This is a genomic window from Fictibacillus macauensis ZFHKF-1, assembly GCF_000269865.1.
GTDB classification, from domain to species: Bacteria; Bacillota; Bacilli; order Bacillales; family Fictibacillaceae; genus Fictibacillus_C; species Fictibacillus_C macauensis.
The window spans coordinates 44,386-66,028 of the sequence record NZ_AKKV01000036.1 but is presented as its reverse complement, the minus strand read 5'-3'; the positions used below and the strand labels follow the sequence as shown (position 1 = coordinate 66,028).

Below are 21,643 nucleotides of genomic sequence, written 5' to 3'. Positions count from 1 at the left end.
CTACGTTACCAAAAAAAGCCCTCCGTCTTGTATACAGACGAAGAGCTCCCCCTTACTTATAATACGTGTATTCTACATTAAATCGCTCAACCAAAATTCGTTGATTAAACCGCTGACTATATAAACTTACACATTCTAACACTTCTGCTTCCGTCGTATTCAAGACATTAATAACAAAGGATGTTTGCACGTACGGTTTACCTGTGCGTTGATCGGTATAGCCGGTAACACTTTCTATGACCGTATACCCATTCGGAAATGTGACACTACACACTCTTTCAATATAAGCAAGCGCTTGAGCGGTAGGAATTGGCTGACAGTTCGTATCACCATCATTAATGCCTACTGTAATTAAATAGGACGTTCCTCTTGAAAAGTTAAATCCTCCGCCGCTTCCACTACCACTTCCACCTTTAAATTGTCCCATCGTTACCTCCAAAATTGTATTGATTAGAATTAGCTCTGTATCTTATGCACCACACAGAACATTGGTCTTTAATTTGGAGGTTTTTTTAGAAATGAAAGCCTATTTCTTGTTTTTTTCAACAACCTTCACGAATACATAAAGCAGTGCAATTCCCGCTGAATCAATTAAGACATCATACAAGCGCCCGTCGCGACCGAAGTACAGTTGTAGCACTTCGGTAAAAATGGCGAAACTAAGTGAAAAAAGGAGAGAGTGTTTATGCTTTTGCAGCCATAAATATAATAAAAGATCGAGCATGCCAAAACCGAAGAAATGCCCCATCTTCACAACTAATACTTGGTCATGAATGCTCATCACGTCTTTCATATGAAAAAAAGTACGATAATCCGGCGTCCAATCCCACGTAAAATCAATGGTGTGATACGCGAAAAAGGCTTCTAAATCATACATAAATGTTTGCAGACCTAAAATCATGACCCAAATCACAACGATGAGGGGCTTGCCGTATTTACGTGGTACAGTTTCTTGGTTTGTGTTCATACGCGTCATCCCCCTTTATACTAATTGACAATTCTGACTATTTTTGATTAAACTTGAGATACTGCCATTATTTTGAAGATTATGACTCCTGTCACACGTCTGACTTCCTGAATTGGAAAGGAGATTTCCCATTATGACAAAACTATTGGGAATTGACAATGGTTCTACTGTAACGAAAGCAAGTGTGTTCACGCTACAAGGAGAAGAGCTTGCGGTGGCGAGTGCACCGAGTGCTGTGCAGATGGTCCTACCCGGTCATACTGAGCGCGATATGAATGACCTTTGGCAAACGACACTCACTGTTATAAAAGAGGCGCTCACCCTTGCTAATGTAGCTCCCAAGGACATTACCGGCGTCGCTGTAACAGGGCATGGAAACGGACTTTATTTAGTCGATGCGGCTGGTCAGCCAGTTCGTCCAGCCATCCTTTCGAGTGACCATCGAGCAAAAGAACTAGTTCAAATGTGGGAGGATGGTGATACAAAAAAAGCAGTATTTCCAATGACGATGCAATCGTTGTGGGCCGGACAGCCGCCTGCTTTGCTTGCTTGGTTGCAGCAAAATGAACCAGAATCCCTACACAAAACCCGGTGGATTTTCCTATGCAAAGATTACATTCGCTTTAAGTTAACGGGGCAAGCCGCCGCTGAGCGCACTGATTTATCCGGCTCCTCCCTCTTTAATAGTCGAGACAATTGTTATGATCACACCCTTCTCTCCCATTACGGCTTACAAACACTTGTTAACAAGTTACCGCCCGTGATCTCATGTGATGAGGTTGCGGGTCACATTACAGAAGAAGTTGCACAAGTCACTGGATTACGAGCAGGAACGCCAGTGGCAGGAGGCTTATTTGATGTCAATGCGTCTGCGATTGCCTCTGGACTGACGGATGAAGAAAAGCTTTGTATCGTAGCAGGAACGTGGAGTATTAATGAATATATTACGAAAACACCAGTCATTGATCCTTCCCTTTTTATGACATCTCGCTATTGCCTACCAAACTATTGGCTAACACTTGAAGGCAGTCCCACCTCAACAAGTAATCTTGAATGGTACTTGAAAGAATACTTTCCAAACGAGCACAAAGAAACGCTCTATGCGTTGTGTAACGAGCTCGTCATGACCATTGCTCCCGAAGAGAGTGATATTCTCTTTTTTCCTTATGTATACGGCTCCAACGTTCATCCTGAAGCGAAAGGCTGTTTTTTTGGCATCAATAGCTGGCATACGAAGGCCCATATGCTCCGAGCGCTGTATGAGGGGGTCGTCTTCGGTCATAAAATTCACCTTGAAAAGCTGTTGCGTCACCGCAAGTCACCAGCGTTGATCCGCTTAGCAGGCGGTGCCGCCCGTTCTACTGTTTGGACGCAGCTCTTTGCTGACATTCTTGGCTATCCCATTCAAACAGTGGAAAGTCGAGAGCAAGGTGCGTTAGGCGCTGCGATGTGCGCAGCTGTAGCAACGAAACAATACGCGTCGCTTCACGAAGCCGCACAGCATATGGTTCATACAGGAAACGTCTATTTTCCAAATGAACAGCATCAAACGATTTATGAAGCAAAATATACTCGTTTCCACTCAGTTTTACATGCGCTTGAACATGTGTGGTAAGCAGGAGTAAAAGGAAGTGAAGCGTGATGGATTTAGCACTACAGAACAAAACAGCGATTGTGACAGGTGCTTCCCGAGGAGTAGGGCGCGCCATTGCTCTTGCTCTTGGCGCAGAGGGTGTCACCGTGATCGTTCATTATCACGTTCGTAAAGAAGCCGCGCTCGACGTCGTGCGTACCATTGTGTCCAGTGGCGGTCAAGCGCTGGCGCTAGCTTGTGATCTCGGTGATGCTACAGACTGTCAGCGCTTTATGGATGCGTGTTACGAAGCCGTCGGAAGCGTTGATATTTTAATTAACAATGCAGGCATCTGGCCACAGGGCTGGGCGAAGGATCTCTCGCTTGCTGACTGGAATGAAACGATGCAGATTAATTTAACGAGTGTTTTTTTAACGTCACAAGCATTCGTGCAACAAGCGCTTGCCCACAATCAGCCTGGCGTTATTTTAAATATGACGTCGCAAGCCGCCTTTCATGGCAGCACGACTGGCCATGCCCACTATGCGGCGAGCAAAGCAGGTGTCGTGTCTTTCACTGTTTCACTGGCACGAGAAATGGCGCCCCATGGCATTCGCGTTAATGCGCTTGCGCTTGGCATTGTGGAAACCGATATGACCGAAGCAGCGTTAAAGGAGCGGCGTGATTATTATGAAAAGCGCATTCCGCTCGGACGCGTCGCAACGCCTGAAGAGATTGCGAACATCGCTACCTTTCTCGTCTCCAACCGAGCTGGTTATATGACAGGTACAACCGTAGACGCGACGGGTGGCATGCTGATGCGCTAACACAGAATGAAAAGGAAGTGAATAGAAGATGCTTGTCACACTACGTGATGTTTTACCTCATGCACGTCAGCATCACTATGCCATCCCTGCTTTTGATGTCATTGGTGATGTGATGGTGCGCACCATTCTAGATACGGCTGAAGCGGAAGGATCGCCGGTGATCCTCATGTGTCTTGAACATAATTTACGTGAGCCAAACGGCTACGTTCATCTTGCACACTATATTCGGGAAGCAGCCAAAAGCTATTCCATCCCGGTTGTGCTTCATTTAGATCATGCACTGGACGTAACGCTCGTGGAAGAAGCACTCGCACACGGCTTTACGTCGGTCATGATCGACGGCTCTCAACTGTCTCTTCCAGAAAACATTGCGCTTACGAGTGAAGCGGTGAAACTCGCTGCTGCGTATGGTGCAAGCGTTGAAGCGGAGCTTGGTCATGTCGGCGGTCACGAGCTTGGCGGTCATTATGGCTCGCATTCACAGCTCACCGATGCCAGAAGCGTCCAAACGTTCATTGAGGCAACTGCATGTGATGCGCTTGCTGTTTCCATTGGGACCGCTCACGGTGTCTATCACAGCGAGCCGTCACTTCATATCGAGCGTCTCCAAGAAATTAATGCGGTGAGCTCAGTACCGCTCGTTTTACATGGTGGCTCCGGAACACCCGATGATCAGCTACAGCGCGCAATTCAGCATGGCATTAGCAAAGTGAACATTTATGCCGACTGTCGCATTGCGATGGCAGAAGGCTTAAAAAAAGCCGCCGCGACCCTCACACGGCAAGATCCCTTGCCAGAACAGCTCTTGCTTCCGATCCGTGAAGCGCTACAGGCAGTCGTTACGTCTAAAATCTATCAACTTCACGCGCAGCACCGCTATAAGGAGACCTCACAATGAAACTACTAGCTCTTTGTGATCGCTATATTCAGGAAGATGTAATGCTAGCAGGCCTTTCTTCGCTAACAAAAGAAGGCATCGAACTTCACGTACGCACGTGGCAACACCCGTCTCTTGAAGCCTTGCAGCATGATAATTTACGCATTGAGCAACACGGACCAGATGCAGTGACATTACCAGACGACGTATATCATGATATTGAGCAGTTTGACGTGCTCGTCGTTCACTTTGCCCCCGTTACTGCCGCTATCTTACAACGGGCACAGCGCTTAAAAATGATTGGTATTTTACGAGGCGGAATGGAAAATGTGGATCGTCAGGCTGCGCAAACGCACGGTATTACACTGCTTAATACACCAGGACGCAATGCTCAAGCCGTTGCCGAATTTACGCTCGGCTTACTTTTAACCGAAACGCGTAACATTGCGCGGGCACACGCTGCCATGAAACAAGGCACGTGGTTAAAAGACTTTCCCAATCGCAGTAGCATTCGTGAGCTTGCTGAATTAACGGTTGGCATCGCCGGCTTCGGTAACATCGGCCGGCGACTGGCTCATTATTTACAGGCAATCGGTAGTACCGTCCTCGTTTATGATGACTATACCGATGAAATTCCCGCGCCTTTTCAAGCGGTAGATCGCCACACCTTGCTCACAAAAAGCGACGTTATTACGCTTCATTTACGCTTAAGTGAACATACGCACCATTTTATCGGCGCATCTGAACTGGCGCTCATGAAACCAAGCAGCATACTGATCAACACGGCGCGCTCCGGGCTGATTGATGAAGCAGCGCTCATTCATAGTTTACAAACAAACGAGATTCAAGGAGCCGCTCTGGACGTATTTGACGCCGAGCCCTTGCCGCCACAGCATCCCTTTCTAGCGCTACCAAATGTAACGCTCACTTCGCACCTCGCTGGCAGCACGGCTGATGCCTTTATCAACAGTCCGAAGCAACTAGCTGAGATGCTTCGGTCACGATGGCAAGAATGCTAGTACGCGACACATAAAAAAAGCGAACGACGGAGACGCTCTCCATCGTTCGCTTACCTATTATTTCGTTTTACTTTCAAGCGCAGGACACGCTTTTTTCACTTCTTCAAAAAAAGCAATCAGTCGTTCATGAAGGGCTTCCTCACCTCGTGCGGTAAAGACTTCGCGATCTAGTCTCTCTTGCCAAATAACGAAGGTTCGCAACGTTTTAATTATGGCAAAAAATTCTTTATTTTCAGCAATGCGCGTAATGCCATTCAGCGGCACTTCAATCGTTAGGGGTGGCTGTTCACTTACAAACAGCAAGCGCTCATTCGTTTGTGCTAACTCCCCACGTATGTAAGGAAAATTCCCACTTAAGCCTGCTTCCATTTTGTAATATACCGTCGTTTTGCGAATGACCGTTTCGTTTGGCTTTAACTCGTCTGCTAAGCTTGCTTTCATTCTTGTTCGCCTCTTCTCTCTAGGATGCAGTTATAGGGATATTATAACATATTTTCTAAAACTTAAGAGATATTATGTAAAAGCTGGATAGCAAACGCTGTTTTTTCATGCGCTTCATACACTAGCCAGCCTGGCCATGTTAGTGAAAGAACACATGCTAGTAGCCATAGCATTCGAAAGCGACGAATGTACAAACAACCTACGAGCAAACAGGCGATCACAAAAATCAGGATTGTGAGTGCTTCCGATTCGAGTGCTGAACCTTGCTTTATGGCAGTCACCATTTTAGAAACATCACGCCGCTCTTCCTCTTTCACAGAAAGTGTTTCCCCGCTTGCCGCCACATCAATGTTTGCTGGCGCACTCGCTACGCTATACGTTTCTGTGACAATTATTGCCGGTAGTAGCGTCCGTTTTTCAAAGATTTGCGTACTATTATGAGAGTAAGCTTGCTCATGAGCAGCCAAATTTTCGCTCCAGCCATAGATCGCCGCACAAAAAATAAGCAACATTGCTACCATTCGTACTATGACGCTCACCTCTTTTCATGAAGGGGCAATGAAAGCTGCACCGTCGTTCCTTCATGCAACGTGCTTTGTACAGTGATCGTACCACCATGCGCCACCACAAGCTGTTTAGCAATGGTAAGCCCAATTCCGCTTCCACCGAATGAGCGATTTCGTGATTTTTCACTGCGATAAAATCGATCAAACACGCGGTGAACGTCTTCTTCTGTCATTCCGATTCCCGTATCACTAATCGTTACGCAGAGCATATGCTGCTCTTTTGTAACATTGATCGCTACTTGACCGCCTTCTGGTGTGTATTTTAACGCATTGCTTAACACGTTAATTAGCACTTGAATCATCCGGTTTTTATCTACATAAACGTGGAGATCACGGTCACGTTGCTCGTGAATTTCAATCTTTTTTTGGTAAAAAGCTTCCCGTAACGACGTCATGCTCTGATTAAGAATAGCACCAAAATCTTCTTCGTGCTTTTCTAGCGAAAAGGTCGGCGCCTCAAAAGCGGACAGCACTTCTAAGTCTTGAACGAGCGCAATCAAGCGATCCATTTCCTCTGAAACGGAATGCAAACGCTCAGGCGTTGGGGTGAAAATCCCATCTTCCATCGCTTCTAAATGGCTTTTAATGGTCGCAAGCGGCGTGCGTAATTCATGCGCAATGTTGCGGGTCATTTCTTTACGAATGCCTTCTTGTTTTTGCAGCTGTGATGACAGCGCATTCAGTGATTGTCCCAATTCATTTAATTCGGCATGTCCGTTGGGACTCACCTTTTCTTCCCACTTTCCTTGTGCCATTTTCTCCGCTACTTTTCGCATATTAACGAGAGGTCGTGATAATTTTTTGGCTACGAAATAACTGACAAAACAGACAAGAACGAACACACCAAGTGATGTCCATAACACCGAGCCAATGACCGCCCGTTCGAAATGATCGGCGAGATGTTTCACGTCTTCAAAATGCGGAACGTCACGCTGAAACATCGTATAATGATAAACGAACTCTAGCAGCGCAATGCTTCCTGCTATCACAAGAATAACGGTCGCAACCCCAACGAATATAAGCGTAAGGCGCGCTTGTAAGCCTTGTGTTTTCATGATGCACTTCCAATAAATTTATAACCAACGCCAAATACCGTCACAATATATCGCGGCTCTTTTGGATTATGTTCAAGCTTGTGGCGTAAATTTTTTACATGCTGATCAATCGTTCGCGCATCGCCCTCATAATCAAAGCCCCATACTTTTTCTACTAGCTCTTCACGCGTAAAGGTGCGCTTCGGATGACGAGCAAGCACGAGTAACACTTTATATTCTAGCGGTGTTAGATTAGCGACCTCTCCCGTAATATACACTTCTTTTTCCACCGCATTAATGACGAGCTCACCGTCATGAAACATCAATTCATCCGCAAGCAGTTCTGACTCACTCACTCGTCTCATAATCGTTTTCACACGCATAACTAATTCGCGAGGACTAAAAGGCTTTACCATATAATCATCCGCACCAATCGCAAGTCCCGCAATGCGCTCTTCTTCACTCACTTTGGCTGTTAACATGAGAATGGGAATGCCATGCATTTGCCGCACACGCCGGCACACCTCTTCACCCGATATGTCTGGCAGCATTAAATCTAAAATGAGAAAATCGATACTTTTTGATTGCATGATCGCTAACGCTTTTTCTCCATTCTCTGCTGTTAGCGTTTGGTAGCCCGCATTTTGTAAATAAGAGGCTACTACCTCTACAATTTTATATTCATCATCGACAATTAATACCGTTTGGCTCATCGCTTCCACTCCAATCTGCTTACTTGCATTATAATTCAAGCAATCATTCTTCTACAATGGGAGGTGCCTTGTAAGGGAAATCTAAAAAAACGAGCGAATGTGGATCATTCCGCTCGTTTTCCGTAAGGATGTATTAGCGAGCTTTAAGCTCGTCACCTGTCATCCATTTATGATTTTTTACTTCTTTGCCATCGGTTGTCGATGTGTAATCTACCACGTATACCGTTTGTTTTTTTACACTATCGACTGTAGCAACCGCACCTTTCATGCCAGCCATGTGATCAACGTTTAACGTCACTTTGCCGCCTTTTTGCACCGGCTTCGCTTTTGGTGCTTTCAGCTCTTCTTGAACGACCCATTTATGATTTTTCACCGGTTTCCCGCCATTTGTTGGCTCATATGAAACTTCATATGTGTACGTATCATACGCACCTTTGACCGTTCCTTTTGCATTTTTCATGCCTGCCATATGATCATTCATTAAGGTGATTTTGCTGCCCTCTTTAAATTGTGGATGCTGCGCTTTTACTAATCCTTTTGGTAGTTCGCTTGATTCTTTATGATTCATACCTTCCATGCCGTCCATGTTCTCATGATTCATGGCTGGCTTTTTCGCCTCTTGCTTTGGCTCTTCTTTCTTCGAGCTACTAGAATCATTAGAGCATGCGCTTAACGTTAAAGCAGACGCTAGAGCAGCTGTTACTAACAAAGATGCTTTTACCTTCATATAATCCCTCTCCTTTTACGTTTTTTCTAGTATAAAGAAGAGTTGTGTAGAAGTTATGAAGAAACCCAACGCCCTTGTTTAAGAATCGTTTCCACTTCTCCTGTTAGTCTCGTTCCCGTAACCGACAGCTCATCTGAACCGATCATAAAATCAACGTGAGCACTGCTCGTATTAAGTGCCTCTTTTCCCTGTGTTACGCACGTTGGATACGCCCCACCAAGTGCCAGATGACACGACGCATTTTCATCAAAAAGCGTTTGATAGAATAGTAGATTGCGCTGCGCAAGCGGTGAAGCTTGATCCACAAGCGCTACTTCGCCAAAATAAGCAGCACCTTCATCAATGCGTAATAGCTCTTCTAAGATCGTGCGACCTTCCGCTGCTTCTACAGTGATGACGCGACCTTCTTGAATGTGTAATGTAAAAGAGGGTATGACTACTCCGCCATAAACAAGCGGCTTCGTACTCGTAACCACACCGTTAACGCCGAACTTTTCAGGCGCCGTATACAGCTCTTCTACCGGTAGATTCGACACGAATGTATGGCCATCTTGGCGCGTATTCTCAGCACCAATCCAGCGGTGTGTCGCTGGTAGCTTTACCGTGAGATCGGTTCCTGGTCCTTTAAAATGCAACGATCGAAAATTGCGCTGATTCAAGTGTTCACATCGCGCTGTTAGCGTGGCAATATGCTCTCCCCATGCACGAACTGGATCACTACAGTTCAAGCGCACCGCCGCAAAAATTGCCTCCCACAGAGCTTGTACCTGCTGCTCACTCGGTAATTGCGGGAAAACCGCTGCCGCCCAAGCCGGTGTTGCCGCCGCCGCGACACACCAGCTTACCTGATCTTGTTGAATATACTGACTATACCGAAACAAAGCTTGGGCCTTCGCCTGATGAAAAAGCATCAGACGCTCATGGCTCACCTGCTCAAGCGGCAGCGGCCCATCCGATACAAGCGACAAAAAAGCACATCCCATACCAGCGAGCGCCTCGCGTTCTTGCACATCATATGGTGAAAACGTAGCGAGCCGTTCCCGGTCAGCATAGCTTACATACAGCTGATGAATCGTTTCATCATTCCAACGAACAATCACATCACGTGCTCCACGTTCATACGCCTTCGCTACAAGTAAGCGGACAAACGGCACCGTCTCAACCGATGCTTTAATGAACAACAGCTGCCCCTTTTGTAGCGAAATACCGACGTGTAAAATGACATTTGCATAGCTTTCTAGAGATTGATTCATGAAGATCACCTCGTAAGAATGTAGTATTGAAAGTGGACAGAAGCAAACCATAATACCTTTTTTCACAACACTTCATTATTGAACAATTATTGCATCTTCTAGAGGATGGTTGTGCCTTCATAACTTTTCTCAAAGGCTGATGCTGTTTGTATCTCATTACTTTTTATAACGATGGCATAATTCCCTGCTGGAAATCTGTATTATTTAATAATAAGATCGTCTTCACCTATATTGTTACTTTTATTGCTTTTTCCTATAGCCGTTGCCTTCTGAATATCATTGCTATTAATAACAATGCCATAACTTCCTGGAGGAAATCCTTTTGTTTGTTTAAATTCTTTAATAACCATTTTTAATAATTTTTCATCCGGACGACTATGTTGTTTTTTCATATAAAAAGTTAAAGCAATGCTTGGAAGTTCATCATGTTTTTTATTACGTACAAATTTGACTACTTCATCGTTCGTCAATTTACCATTCTTTTTATAGAGTTGATACACTTCTGGAAAAGTACTAATTGTATCGCTAACAAAATAGTATGGTTTGTGTAACCCGATCGACGTTGTCTTATTGATTGCCGTTTGAGACATTCCAACGACTGGATACTTAGCAACGATCTTACTACAAAAATCATCAAGTACGGTAAACTTCTGTTTGTAGGCTACACCATAATAACTCGAAACAATAGAGCTGCTGACTAAATCAACATCTTCAACGACTTTTCCCGTTACATGATTTGACTGCGAATCAATTGGCACTATAACAGATGTATGGTATTTGGGCTCTTCCACCGCTTCCACTTTCGCCACCACCGCATCTTGCGCACCAACCACATTATGTACGATCACATCGCTTCTATATTTATTGCGAAAATGCGCCTTTACCAACTTTTCAACTTCCGCCCAGTGCTCCTTCGCAAACTCAACATATTCTTCTCCATTATGGAGCTCGTAGCCTTGACCGGTATAATCCTGAACCGAAATGTATCGTGACTCTCCATTCTCTTTTGCTTGATTATTCATACCTCTACACCCTCCTAGTAATAAACTAAATAGTAGAAAAGGTACTAAAATTATCCTTTTTGTTATATTCACACCGATCCTCCATATTTTCCCTTAAAATAGTTTGCAAAAAAATTAAGGTGGTATTAGACAAAAGAGCGATCTCCTAGTCTGTATATTTTTCGCACTGTAAATGCGTAGTAAAATTTATCTACTAATCCTATTCTTACTGCTAATGTATTACCATTCATATAGTAACGTTCTGCTTAGATGCTTGCTCATAGATTATTGAATAACCATCACATCTTCAGACAGTGGATTGCTTGATTCGTAGCTTTTTTCTATTGCCGTTGCCTTTTGGATCTCGTTACTATTTAAAAAGATGGTGTAATTGCCGGGCGGAAACCCTTTCTTTTGCTTAAATTCTTTATAAATTTTCTTTAACATGTTGGCATCTGGAGCCGCATGACGTTGTTTCATATAAAAGCCAAGAGTGATACTCACATACTTTTTATCTACTTTTTTATGCCGTATGTATCGGTCCAATTCTTTGCTTGTAACTTTGGAATGTGTTCTGTATAGTTTAAAAATTTCAGGATAGTACATATCCAAAAGACTAACACGATAAAATGGCTTGTATATCCCAAACGATTTGGTGTTATCGATTGCCGCTTGAGAAATTCCAATAACCGGATACTTATTAGAAACTTCTTTACAAAAGGTATCAAGCACCTGAAATTCCTTTTGATATGCCTGACCATACAGACTCGTCACAATGGCTCCTTCTAATTCTCCCTCCTCTCCCACTACCTTTCCAGTAAGTTGATCAGAAACAATTGGCAAAATAACGTACGTATGATAGTTTACAGAACCAATCGCTTCTACTTGAGCTACAACAGCATCTTGCGCACCAACCACATTATGTACGGTCACATCGCTTTTATATTTATTACGAAAATGCGCCTTTACCAACTTTTCAACTTCCGCACGGTGTTCCTTCGCAAACTCAACATACTTCTCACCGTTATGAAGCTCATATCCTTGGCCGGTGTAATCTTGGACAGGGATGTACGGTGACTCTGTTTGTTCGCTCTTACCTCCACAGCCGGCAAGCACAAGAACGATACTCATTATTAGGAACGCATACTTCATCTCACACCTCCATATTTTCCCTTACCGCTAGTTTACAGAAAAAAACAGGAAGTTGTTATACGAAAAAAGGGCTATCTCTTTTCAGAAGAATGCCCTCGTTAGGTTCAAAACTCGTTAACTTCCCCACTCGCATGATACATCAAGAAATAACAATCTCATTTCCCAGAGTATCATTTGTGCTTTTTGTACTTTTTTCAGATGTAGTAGCTTTCTGTATCTCATTACTATTAATAAAAATGTTGTAATTACCCGGTGGAAATCCCTTTGTTTGCTTGAATTCCTTAATAACCTCTTTTAGTATTGTAGCATCAGGATTTCCAAAACGTTTCTTCATATAAAAGGTGAGAGCAATACTAATACTCTCTTTCTCTTTCTTTTTATGACGAATATAAGTATCTAATTCCTTATTTGTTACCTTGCCGTTTTTTCTGTATAACTTATACGCCTCTGGAAAAAAGACATCTAACGTACTTACGTAATAAAAGGGTGTATTTATGCCAAGTGAGGTTGTGTTATTAATGGCTTTCTGTGACATACCAATGACTGGATACTTTTTACCGATTTTCTCACAAAAATCATCAAGCACCTTAAATTCTTTGTGATACGCTTGCCCATACAAGCTCGTTGTAATGGCCCCATCTACAACCCCTTGATCTTCCATAACTTTACCTGTAAGTGCATTAGAATCAATGGGTAAAATGACAAACGTATGATACTTTGGTTCTTCCACAGCCTCTACTTTCGCTACCACCGCATCCTGTGCACCAACTACATTATGAACAATGACATCGGTTTTGTACTTTGTACGAAAATGCGCCTTTACCAGCTTTTCCACTTCCGCACGATGTTCCTTCGCAAACTCAACATACTCCTCACCGTTATGAAGCTCATATCCTTGGCCGGTGTAATCTTGCACAGGGATGTACGGTGACACGGTTTGTTCGCTCTTACCCCCACATCCTGCAAGCACAAGAACGATGCTCATCATTAGGAATGCATACTTCATCTCACACCTCCATATTTTCCCTTACCGCTAGTTTACAGAAAAAAACAGGAAGTTGTTATCCGAAAAAAGTAGCATGTTGTTTTCTCTTGTGATCGCTCTCTACGACATTAACTGCCTACTCATAACATGAACGTCGCAACAAAAATGACTCCCTACAGGTTTTTAAAACCAAACATAAAAAAAAGAGCGATCTCCTTCTAGAAGATTGCCCTTACGTTGTTCGATGCTGTTCTTTAGCTGTATTGCGGAGAAAGCTTATTCCTTTTACAAAAATGATCATTGCAACAATGCCAAACGTATCAATCGCCACATCATACAGGCGACCATCTCTGCCCATAAAGAGCTGCAGGATTTCTGAAGTAACAGCAAAGCTAAAGGAAAAAATAAAAGCGGTACGATGATTACGGAACGAAAGCAATAAGCATAAATCTAAAATCGCAAAGCCTAAAAAGTGACCGAGTTTAACGACGACAAAGTACGGGTGAATGTCGGTCAGATCATTCATGTTAAAAAACGATAGCCAAACAGGCGTGCCTTGCCAAGAAAAATGAACGCCTTGACCATTTGCTAATGCTTCTAAATTGGTTGTAAATAACGGCACCGATAATGCTGTAATCCATAAAATTACGATTAATTTTTTTGTGTTCATACGCTCGGTATGCCCCATTTCATAAAAGAATATAACACTTCTTTTATCATCGGCCGCTTTAAACAATTGTTTAAAAAAACGTAAAAAATCCCGACTGATTGCTGCATCAGTCGGGATTTTACTGGTTTAACTATGTTTTATGACTTGAGTAAAGATTTTCTCTGCCTTCGTTCCTGTGTCATTCACTTCGTAGGAGCCATACACAAAGAGCGCGGCAAAATATAAAATGATCACGCCCGAAAACAAGCGAATGCTAGAAATTTTCCGAAGTAATACTTTATGATAAAGAAGAACCATGACGCCGACTAGTAAACCAAGGGCACCCGCGATATTAATAAATTTATCAAATGATTCTGTATCCTTAACGATACGCTTGAACGCTTTAATATGGGCTGTGTTCGCAGCATTTTCTTTCGTTGAAAAATACTCTTTATTCACCGAAATCTCCCACTCATTAGGAAGTGACTTTCGTTTCACTTGAGTATAACCGACCTTATTCCAATCTTCTCGCAATTGATAAATTTTTGCGCCATGTTTACGATGCTTCACCGTTGCATCACTACTCGACACCGTAACAATAGCAAAGGCAATAAAAAGGATGATGGCACATCCTGCTATGAGCGCTCTTTTCAAAACGAAACCCCTCTCCAAACTCTCTCTATGTAACAACACAATGATTTCTACAATAATTTCCTTTTTCCTTCTTGAAAAATGTGAACATTCCGTGTCAGTTAGCAGTGGGATAAAAGGTCCACCACCCATACGGATGATCTACTTCATCGATCACAGCCGCCTGTTCCCTCAGCTTATAGATTGGCGCATCTCGCTGAATGCTAAAAGAATGACCATCGTGTAGATCAGGTTGTTCTTCCAAAACATAAGAAGCAAACGAGCGAAAAAGAGTGGACGCTTCTTGAGGGGAGAGTTTCTCTTCAACCGCCAAATCTCGCAAACCAAATACATGCATGCCTGTCGTATAGTAATAGCCTTTACTGCGATGCATTTGGACGAAACATAGAAAGAGTGCCTCTGCCTTACTACTGCGAGCAGCTTGACTCCACCCTTCTTTTGTCATGGCCCGTCCCGTTGACTCCACATACACCGCCAGCCCACCTGAGCGTAGCACTGCATTCACCGCTTTCAGTAAATGCGCGACCTCCGTATAAGACGCACACTCACTCATCACATAAATAATGCTCTGATGAAGCTTCATCGCTTGCAACGTTTGTTCTGAAAAAAGACGGCCTCCTCCAGCTCGCAGCGCCTCAATCAGAGAGGGTGTTGCTCCTCTCATATCTATTGAAAAACTTTCATTCGAATCATTGAGATTGCTCATAACCCGTTCTGTCGCTATGTATCCACTATTGCTTTTAGCTAAACTTTTCATAAATTCCCGTCGACTGCCCCACATTCCCGGAATTGCGATCACTACTTTTTTCATGATGGTCACCCTACTCTCACTTTGTATATCCACATTTTACCTTATTTTAAGAAGAATTTAACTGCGACAATCTTCCTAAAATTAGAAATTTTTAAGGGTGACCTTTTCTTAAACAACTGTTTAAGAAAGAAGCGTCAGGAGTAAACAAAGCGCATTAAAGATAGCGTGGATCAGAATACTCGGCCAAACCGAACCACTCTTTTCATACACATAAGCAAACACGACTCCACATATAAAATTAGCTGGCATCGCATTCCAAACCGGTGTATGAGCGAGCGTAAAAATACTCGCACTAATGAACACACTTGCCCCTATGCCTTGCTTTTGCCGTAAATAACGATACATGAAGCCACGATAAAAAATTTCCTCATACAGTGGGGAAAGGATGACCGCACTAACAAAAGCAAGCGACATATCGAGAGGAGAAACATGTGCTTGTAAACTATCTCCCTTCCAATTATGAACAGAACTCCCGATCCACTGCGTGATGCTCATCGCCAGAATGCTTCCAACAATCGTTACGAGTGTCCATAAGAAAATACGCCCAATGAAGTCACGTCGAAACGGTGCAAGACCAACAGCACGCCATGATTTTCCATAGGGTCGCAGCGCAACGACGTACACAGCTGTCATTAAGACAATCGCAATGATTGCTCCTACTAACAGACCACTATACAAATCATGATGAAGCCACTTCCGAATGAGCGGCAAAAGCAATAACTTTAACCCAACGACAATCCCTATAAATTCTACAGCTAACAATGAAAGAAACGTGCGTACTGACCACATATCTCTGCCTCCTCGTTTTTGTTATACTCACTATATAGAGTGACGTAACGTAACCTGCAAGCTAAAAATAGAAAGGAGCTGTAGACATGCATTGGACGACAGGCGAAGTCGCAAAAACCCGAGGCATTTCTGTACGCACCCTCCGTTATTACGATCAAATTGGTTTACTCACCCCAAGCTTAAAAAATGACTATGGAAAGCGCTATTACTCACAGGAAGATTTATTTACCTTAGAAAAAATTTTATTGCTAAAGTCACTTGCTCTGCCTCTTAAAGACATCAGGCGATTATTAAACACGCTTTCCTACCCTGAACTTTTAGCTGCTCATCATAAAGCGCTTCAAGAAGACTTACAAGCAACGCAAAAGCGCATTAGAGAAACGTCCTCACTACTAGCGATGTTTAAAATGGAAGGTGAGGTACCGTGGGAGACCGTTATTTCCTTAAGCCAGCAACCTCCTGAACAAACAAAAAAATGGCAGCATTTCTTCCAACAAGACGAACTTCAACAGCTAACTACCTCGATCCCTAACACCGGTAACCTCACAGACACAACGAATCAGTACATTGTGCTTCTTCAAAGAATCAACATTTGTTTAAAAGAGAACCAGTCTCCTCGCTCAAAGGAAGGCTACACCATCGGACAAGCGCTCACTGAACTAGCTCAAGCAACATTTGGCGATAATCAAGCACTCGCAGAAAAATTTTGGGAAGTGCGGCAAAAGCCGTCAGAGGAAACAGGCCTTTATCCACTGTCTCAAGAAGTACTCGCCTTTGTTGAGAGCTGTACAGCGTATTATGCTGAAACGTGTGATTAGTCCTATGAGGTGTGCACTATAGCCACCTCTTTTGTTTTTTACTATACTAGTAGCAATAAATCGTAAGGAGTGTGACCGATGCAAGTCATTGAAAATTTACTCATGGACTCTTTTACAAATGTGGATGTTAGTCAGCTTAACATTCCGATGATTGTCATCTACAATAGCCCGAAAGATATTCCGGGAAAATATGTTGCACGACTTTATGATGTGGATCAACCGACGAATATTACGATGATTAAAGAAACATTGGCTGAACTACATGAAGCACTGCCACCGAATGTCCATCACGTTCCTCGCAATGCCAATGACCATCCTACTATCGTGGAAACGTGGCTATACTAAGTTCCATGCAATCCGAGCACATGCTCGGATTTTTTTATTTAAATAGGATAAGTACTTTTCTACCCTATCTTATGACTTAATAATATGGTGCAAATATGAAAAAATTTGTCATTTTTTGTAGAATAAACGTAGTCTTTTAGACCCTTTTTACTAGTTGTCACTTGTATTACCCGTACTTCCTACTATAATGAAGAGATACATATAGGAGGAAGACCACAATGAAAAAAACAATCGCATTATCTTTAGCATTAACAACAAGTTTAGCTATGTTTACTACAGCACAGGCGGCTACGCCAACTACGACAAAAGCAGCTGTAGCGGCACCATCTTCAGCAGCGACTAAGCTAGAAAATCAACTTAAAGCAGCGAATAGCTACTTAAAAAGCTACAGCAAAGAGGAAGTAGCTAACGTATTTGCAAAAGAAAGCACAAAGCGTTTTGTTGCGACAATTACAGCAGCAAAAACTGCATTAAAAAAAGACCCAGCCAACCATGAGGGTAAATTAGGTACGGTGCTTCGTGAACTTGAAAATCGCACACTACGTTTCACGCGCGATATGTCTGCTAGCCAACAATTAACCGCTACGCTAAAAGAAATAAATGCAGGTCTTAAGAAAAAAAGCTATTCTAAACGCACAACAACGGAACTTAAAGCCCTTGTAAAAAAAGCAGAGCAATTGCTTAAAAGTGACGCAACATTTTACACAGACTTAAATGATGTGAGAAATCAGCTTACGGAAGTAGCTCATCCTCATAAAAACGTTGCGCAAATCGTCTCAAGCAAAAAACCCGCTCTAAAAAAACAAGAGATCACGGCAATTTCCACACATTACACGTTTAAATCTGTAGATTACGGAACCTCTTTTACAAAGCTTGCTCTTCCAAAAACCGTCTGGATTGTTTTAAAAAACAAAAAAGAAGTACCTGCAACGGTCGTATGGAACAAAAAAGAGTATGATCCAAAGGTAGTGGGTTTTCAAACAATTGAAGGTGAAGTAACGTTACCAGCTTCCCTAAAAGATAAAGTAACCGTTCCTAAAGCAATGAAAGCAAAAAACGGCAAGCTACGTGCTGTCTTTTTAGTACAAGTCGGCTAAACGACTGCTTACACCGTTCATACAAATCACCCCCCTGGCCTATCTAGGGGGGTTTTACAGGAGGATTCATATTATGAAAAAAGCGATCGCACTCTCTGTCGCTCTAACGACAAGCCTTACCCTGCTTCCTACAGCTCATGCAGCTTCACCACACGTACAAGCAGTCGTAACTTCTCAAGGAAAAGAATTGACCAACCAAATTAAAGCCTCAGAAAACTACTTAAAACAATACAAAAAAGACGAAACAGCGAATGCCTACACAAAATTCCGCACAAAACGTTTTGTATCTGTGATCGAATCAGCAAAAGCTATTTTAGTGAAAGACCCATCCAATAAAAAAAGCACATTCGGCAATGTCCTAGCAGAACTACAAACACGCACGCTTCATTTTATGAGCGAAATGGATGCTAGTCATACGCTCACTGCCAAAATAAAAGAAATGAAAGCAGCGATTGCTAAAAAGAAATTCTCTAGCAAGCAAACGAAACAAATCAATGCGCTTATTAAAAAAGGCGAAAGTATGCTAGCAAGTGCAGATACGATTTATTTTGACTTAAATGATCTTACAGCGAAGCTAAATGAATTCACGACTCCACGCAAGGAATTGATTACGGCAGCTACCAAAAAAGCATCCTTAAAAAAACAGACATTAACCTCGATCACCACTCACTATACGTACATGTCTGTTGATTATGGTACATCCTTTAAAGGATTAGCACTTCCTACTACCGTCGATCTTGTCTTAGATAACAAAAAGGAAGTACCTGCAACTGTCGTCTGGAACAAAAAAGACTACAATGCAAAAGAATTAGGCTTTCAAATCATTACAGGCGAAGTAACATTGCCCGCTTCCCTAAAAGATAAGGTAACCATTCCGAAAGTATTCAAATTGAAAAACGGTAAATTAAGAGCTGTCTTTCAAGTACAAGTACGCGTAGGTTAATGACGCTCCAAAAAAAGAGCAACCTCACAAACAGCGTTGCTCTTTTTATTTTTCACTACTAGAAACCCTCTAATGAAGGCGTTCATCTTCAGTATTTCAAATAATGAGTGGACTCTCCACATCCAACTTTTTCACGATAACGTTACGCCTACCTTCTCTTCTCACCTCTAAAACTTCCTGATCTACATGCCCCATCATCCCATGAGTATAACCCTACTTTTCTACTAAAAATCAGCTCATTTTATACAAAATATGTAATATCTGCTGTGCTTGTTGCTATAATGAGTGTGGAACATATTTACTGAAAAAGGGGCGATAAGATATGTCTGACTTACAATCAAAAGTTGGAGATGGGTTAACGAAGCTTCAAGATCGTGTTCAACAAGGAAAACAAATGCTTGTAACGGCACAAGAAATGGGACAGCTTCGGAAACAAAGTACCGATGCCGCTTCTAAACGTATGGAGCTCATCGTTTCACTTGGTGAAGAAGCCTATACGCTTTATCGAAAAGGTGTGCTTGCTCTGCCGCATATGCAAGCAACGATTGAGCAACTTACGCAAAGCGACACACTCATTTTTGAGGTGAATCAAGCGCTAGCGCTTCATGCGCAAAATCAAAACACTGAAAACAAATGTGAGTGTGGCGCCTCCCTTCAAGCCTCCGATAAATTTTGTGGCTCCTGTGGAAAAGCTGTTATTAAACCTGAAGCACCGACCCAACATAATACATTACAATGTCCAACATGCGAAATGATGATCCGAAGTGACGCTACTTATTGTGGTTGCTGTGGAAATAAAGTAGGGTAAGGGGAGATAAAGCATGTATTGTAGCCACTGTGGTCAAAGCCAAGATCCACTTTTCAACTATTGTCAATACGACGGCACCGCACTTCAGCCAAAAAAAGAGGGGCTGACGTTCAAGCAACGCGAATCTCAGTACTGCTCAGCTTGTGGTGAAAAGAATAACACGAGCGCCAATTACTGCGCACACTGTGCCCAAAGCTTACTTACTCCGACAAAAACGGCAGCGCTCCTAGAAACAGCAAATTCACGAATGAAGCAGCATGTTCAAAGTGACAGCGTTCGCAATCTACAAAAAAGCATGCTACAACCGCATCGATTACTCACTGCTGCTATTACAACCGTTGCATCATTTATCGTCGTCATTTTGCTCGCTCTCGTCTTACATACGACGATCGATTCTTCAAAAGAATTATCACCAACAGACGCACTATTTAGTCCGCAAGTCGCTATTGGAAATGTAAAATCTTCTACTTCAACAGAACAAGAATCCTATAAAGGGATTACCGACTGGGTCATGGGATTACACAGTGTGAGTAGCACCTTAGATGCCTCCAAAACGAGAATACGCGATAGCGGATCAGAAGATGTACAATACGCGTATAACACCTCTTTCTCAGGTGGGTTCTTCGTGCTCCTCTTACTTCCAATCCTTCTTTTTACGGTAGCAGGCTATGTATATGCCCGTTTTCGTTCGAGTGACTCACTCCTTGAACGATTTACAATGTCTCTTGCCATCGGCTTTCTTTATAGTGTGATAATTGGCATAACAAGTTTCATTGCCGGCTTCTCTTTTGATAAAGAAATAAAATTAGACTCGAGCTCCACGCTTCAAGAAATCACTTTAGACTATTCGTTTTGGAGTGCCTTTTACCACGCTTTTTTACTGGCTACACTCTTCTCCTTTCTTGGAATGCTTCTACAATACGGATCATTCCGTACCACAAAGCATTTAGTCAGTCGAATGAAATACGGTATGGCCTTTCACCAGGCTTTTGCGACGCTATGGCGCGGTACTCTTATTAGTATGTTATTCGTTTTTATCATGATTACAATTCAATGGATTGATTCTAGCAGTAGCAAGGACTCCTATTTTACATTGCTTCTGACGGTCGGTAGTCAGGTTGGAATTTTTTTATGGAGCATTTTAAATGGAAGTAATCTTCATTTTGATTTCATCGAAAAAGGTGGAGAAACGACGACCTTTTCTATTTTCGGTGGTTTTTCAGAGGATAAGCCACCGTTATTTATGAGTGGTGTAAAAAAGATGCTTGAACAAGAAGTTCACATCTATTGGTTGGCTTATGGCGGTATTCTTCTGTCACTCGCACTTTTTATTTACGCAGGCTATAAAATGTACCAGCATAATCGACAAGTACTACTTCAACAAATCGGAGTCTTTGCTTGTACGTATGCGGTATTAGCAAGTCTGTTCATTTCATGGATGAGCTTTTCTGCTGAAATGTCGTCTAAAGAGACGTCTTCCGTAGCATTTTTTGGCTTTTCATTCTGGTCTACGCTATTCATCACGCTCATTGTCTCAGCCCTTCTAACCTATGCTGGTAGCTTCATAGCAAAACTTCGCCTTAAATCCTAATGAAGT

Annotated in this window: 25 protein-coding genes; 10 read left to right on the top strand and 15 right to left on the bottom strand. The window is 42.7% G+C overall.

All coding sequences use genetic code 11. From position 1 onward, the window contains the following. Positions 1-52: 52 nt before the first annotated feature. Together A374_RS15940 and A374_RS15935 are read right to left on the bottom strand one after the other, a co-directional pair. Positions 53-427 (bottom strand): DUF3574 domain-containing protein, encoded by a 375-nt coding sequence (locus A374_RS15940; protein ID WP_007203266.1) that lies wholly within the window; start codon positions 425-427, stop codon positions 53-55. Positions 428-526: 99 nt separating this feature from the next. Continuing rightward, on the bottom strand, positions 527-967 hold the full coding sequence (locus tag A374_RS15935) for a VanZ family protein (RefSeq protein ID WP_007203265.1): 441 nt from the start codon (positions 965-967) through the stop codon (positions 527-529). Positions 968-1,100: 133 nt separating this feature from the next. Here A374_RS15935 and A374_RS15930 point away from each other — a divergent pair, with 133 nt between their 5' ends. From A374_RS15930 to A374_RS15915, 4 genes are read left to right on the top strand one after another with little or no spacing between them, the layout of a single operon-like run. Then, a complete protein-coding gene (locus tag A374_RS15930; RefSeq protein WP_007203264.1) occupies positions 1,101-2,582 on the top strand; it encodes an FGGY-family carbohydrate kinase in 1,482 nt (493 codons plus the stop codon). A 26-nt stretch (positions 2,583-2,608) separates the two neighbouring features. Then, complete coding sequence (locus A374_RS15925; RefSeq protein WP_007203263.1) at positions 2,609-3,367, top strand: SDR family NAD(P)-dependent oxidoreductase; 759 nt, start codon at positions 2,609-2,611, stop codon at positions 3,365-3,367. Positions 3,368-3,395: 28 nt separating this feature from the next. Further along, entirely contained in the window at positions 3,396-4,265 is an 870-nt protein-coding gene (locus A374_RS15920; protein ID WP_007203262.1) for a class II fructose-bisphosphate aldolase, read from the top strand. Continuing rightward, complete coding sequence (locus A374_RS15915) at positions 4,262-5,263, top strand: 2-hydroxyacid dehydrogenase (protein WP_007203261.1); 1,002 nt, start codon at positions 4,262-4,264, stop codon at positions 5,261-5,263. Before A374_RS15920 ends, A374_RS15915 begins: the two co-directional genes overlap by 4 nt. Positions 5,264-5,320: 57 nt before the next feature. Here A374_RS15915 and A374_RS15910 read toward each other — a convergent pair whose 3' ends face one another. The 13 genes from A374_RS15910 to A374_RS15850 form a co-directional block, all read right to left on the bottom strand. Beyond that, a complete protein-coding gene (locus tag A374_RS15910; protein ID WP_007203260.1) occupies positions 5,321-5,704 on the bottom strand; it encodes a PH domain-containing protein in 384 nt (127 codons plus the stop codon). Between the two features lie 62 nt (positions 5,705-5,766). After that, positions 5,767-6,225 (bottom strand): hypothetical protein, encoded by a 459-nt coding sequence (locus A374_RS15905; RefSeq protein ID WP_007203259.1) that lies wholly within the window; start codon positions 6,223-6,225, stop codon positions 5,767-5,769. Between the two features lie 14 nt (positions 6,226-6,239). Further along, the gene (locus tag A374_RS15900; RefSeq protein ID WP_007203258.1) at positions 6,240-7,325 is read right to left on the bottom strand and encodes a HAMP domain-containing sensor histidine kinase; all 1,086 of its coding nucleotides are present in this window, start codon (positions 7,323-7,325) and stop codon (positions 6,240-6,242) included. Continuing rightward, on the bottom strand, positions 7,322-8,017 hold the full coding sequence (locus tag A374_RS15895; protein WP_040340676.1) for a response regulator transcription factor: 696 nt from the start codon (positions 8,015-8,017) through the stop codon (positions 7,322-7,324). Before A374_RS15895 ends, A374_RS15900 begins: the two co-directional genes overlap by 4 nt. 133 nt (positions 8,018-8,150) lie before the next feature. Then, the gene (locus A374_RS15890; protein ID WP_007203256.1) at positions 8,151-8,744 is read right to left on the bottom strand and encodes a YdhK family protein; all 594 of its coding nucleotides are present in this window, start codon (positions 8,742-8,744) and stop codon (positions 8,151-8,153) included. Between the two features lie 53 nt (positions 8,745-8,797). After that, positions 8,798-9,997, bottom strand: a complete 1,200-nt coding sequence (locus tag A374_RS15885) for an aminopeptidase (RefSeq protein ID WP_007203255.1) — start codon at positions 9,995-9,997, stop codon at positions 8,798-8,800. Between the two features lie 200 nt (positions 9,998-10,197). Continuing rightward, positions 10,198-11,019, bottom strand: a complete 822-nt coding sequence (locus tag A374_RS19640) for a DUF1672 family protein (RefSeq protein WP_007203254.1) — start codon at positions 11,017-11,019, stop codon at positions 10,198-10,200. Between the two features lie 264 nt (positions 11,020-11,283). Continuing rightward, a complete protein-coding gene (locus A374_RS15875; protein WP_007203253.1) occupies positions 11,284-12,150 on the bottom strand; it encodes a DUF1672 family protein in 867 nt (288 codons plus the stop codon). A gap of 139 nt (positions 12,151-12,289) precedes the next feature. Next, entirely contained in the window at positions 12,290-13,156 is an 867-nt protein-coding gene (locus tag A374_RS15870; RefSeq protein ID WP_007203252.1) for a DUF1672 family protein, read from the bottom strand. A 211-nt stretch (positions 13,157-13,367) separates the two neighbouring features. Next, entirely contained in the window at positions 13,368-13,805 is a 438-nt protein-coding gene (locus tag A374_RS15865; RefSeq protein ID WP_007203251.1) for a VanZ family protein, read from the bottom strand. A gap of 126 nt (positions 13,806-13,931) precedes the next feature. Continuing rightward, the gene (locus tag A374_RS15860) at positions 13,932-14,438 is read right to left on the bottom strand and encodes a hypothetical protein (RefSeq protein ID WP_007203250.1); all 507 of its coding nucleotides are present in this window, start codon (positions 14,436-14,438) and stop codon (positions 13,932-13,934) included. A gap of 94 nt (positions 14,439-14,532) precedes the next feature. Continuing rightward, positions 14,533-15,246: a DUF4261 domain-containing protein gene (locus A374_RS15855; protein ID WP_007203249.1), complete on the bottom strand. Its 714-nt coding sequence runs from the start codon at positions 15,244-15,246 to the stop codon at positions 14,533-14,535. A 120-nt stretch (positions 15,247-15,366) separates the two neighbouring features. Then, the gene (locus A374_RS15850) at positions 15,367-16,035 is read right to left on the bottom strand and encodes a CPBP family intramembrane glutamic endopeptidase (RefSeq protein ID WP_007203248.1); all 669 of its coding nucleotides are present in this window, start codon (positions 16,033-16,035) and stop codon (positions 15,367-15,369) included. Between the two features lie 86 nt (positions 16,036-16,121). Between A374_RS15850 and A374_RS15845 the strand changes: the two genes are divergently transcribed. The 6 genes from A374_RS15845 to A374_RS15820 all read left to right on the top strand — a co-directional run bounded on the left by A374_RS15845 (position 16,122) and on the right by A374_RS15820 (position 21,637). Further along, entirely contained in the window at positions 16,122-16,853 is a 732-nt protein-coding gene (locus A374_RS15845) for a MerR family transcriptional regulator (RefSeq protein WP_007203247.1), read from the top strand. Between the two features lie 78 nt (positions 16,854-16,931). Continuing rightward, on the top strand, positions 16,932-17,198 hold the full coding sequence (locus A374_RS15840; protein WP_007203246.1) for a hypothetical protein: 267 nt from the start codon (positions 16,932-16,934) through the stop codon (positions 17,196-17,198). Positions 17,199-17,416: 218 nt separating this feature from the next. Next, on the top strand, positions 17,417-18,295 hold the full coding sequence (locus A374_RS15835; RefSeq protein WP_007203245.1) for a hypothetical protein: 879 nt from the start codon (positions 17,417-17,419) through the stop codon (positions 18,293-18,295). A 73-nt stretch (positions 18,296-18,368) separates the two neighbouring features. Further along, complete coding sequence (locus tag A374_RS15830; RefSeq protein WP_007203244.1) at positions 18,369-19,238, top strand: hypothetical protein; 870 nt, start codon at positions 18,369-18,371, stop codon at positions 19,236-19,238. A gap of 322 nt (positions 19,239-19,560) precedes the next feature. Beyond that, positions 19,561-20,046 (top strand): zinc ribbon domain-containing protein, encoded by a 486-nt coding sequence (locus A374_RS15825; protein WP_007203243.1) that lies wholly within the window; start codon positions 19,561-19,563, stop codon positions 20,044-20,046. Positions 20,047-20,059: 13 nt separating this feature from the next. Continuing rightward, positions 20,060-21,637 (top strand): zinc ribbon domain-containing protein, encoded by a 1,578-nt coding sequence (locus tag A374_RS15820; protein WP_007203242.1) that lies wholly within the window; start codon positions 20,060-20,062, stop codon positions 21,635-21,637. Positions 21,638-21,643 lie beyond the last annotated feature (6 nt).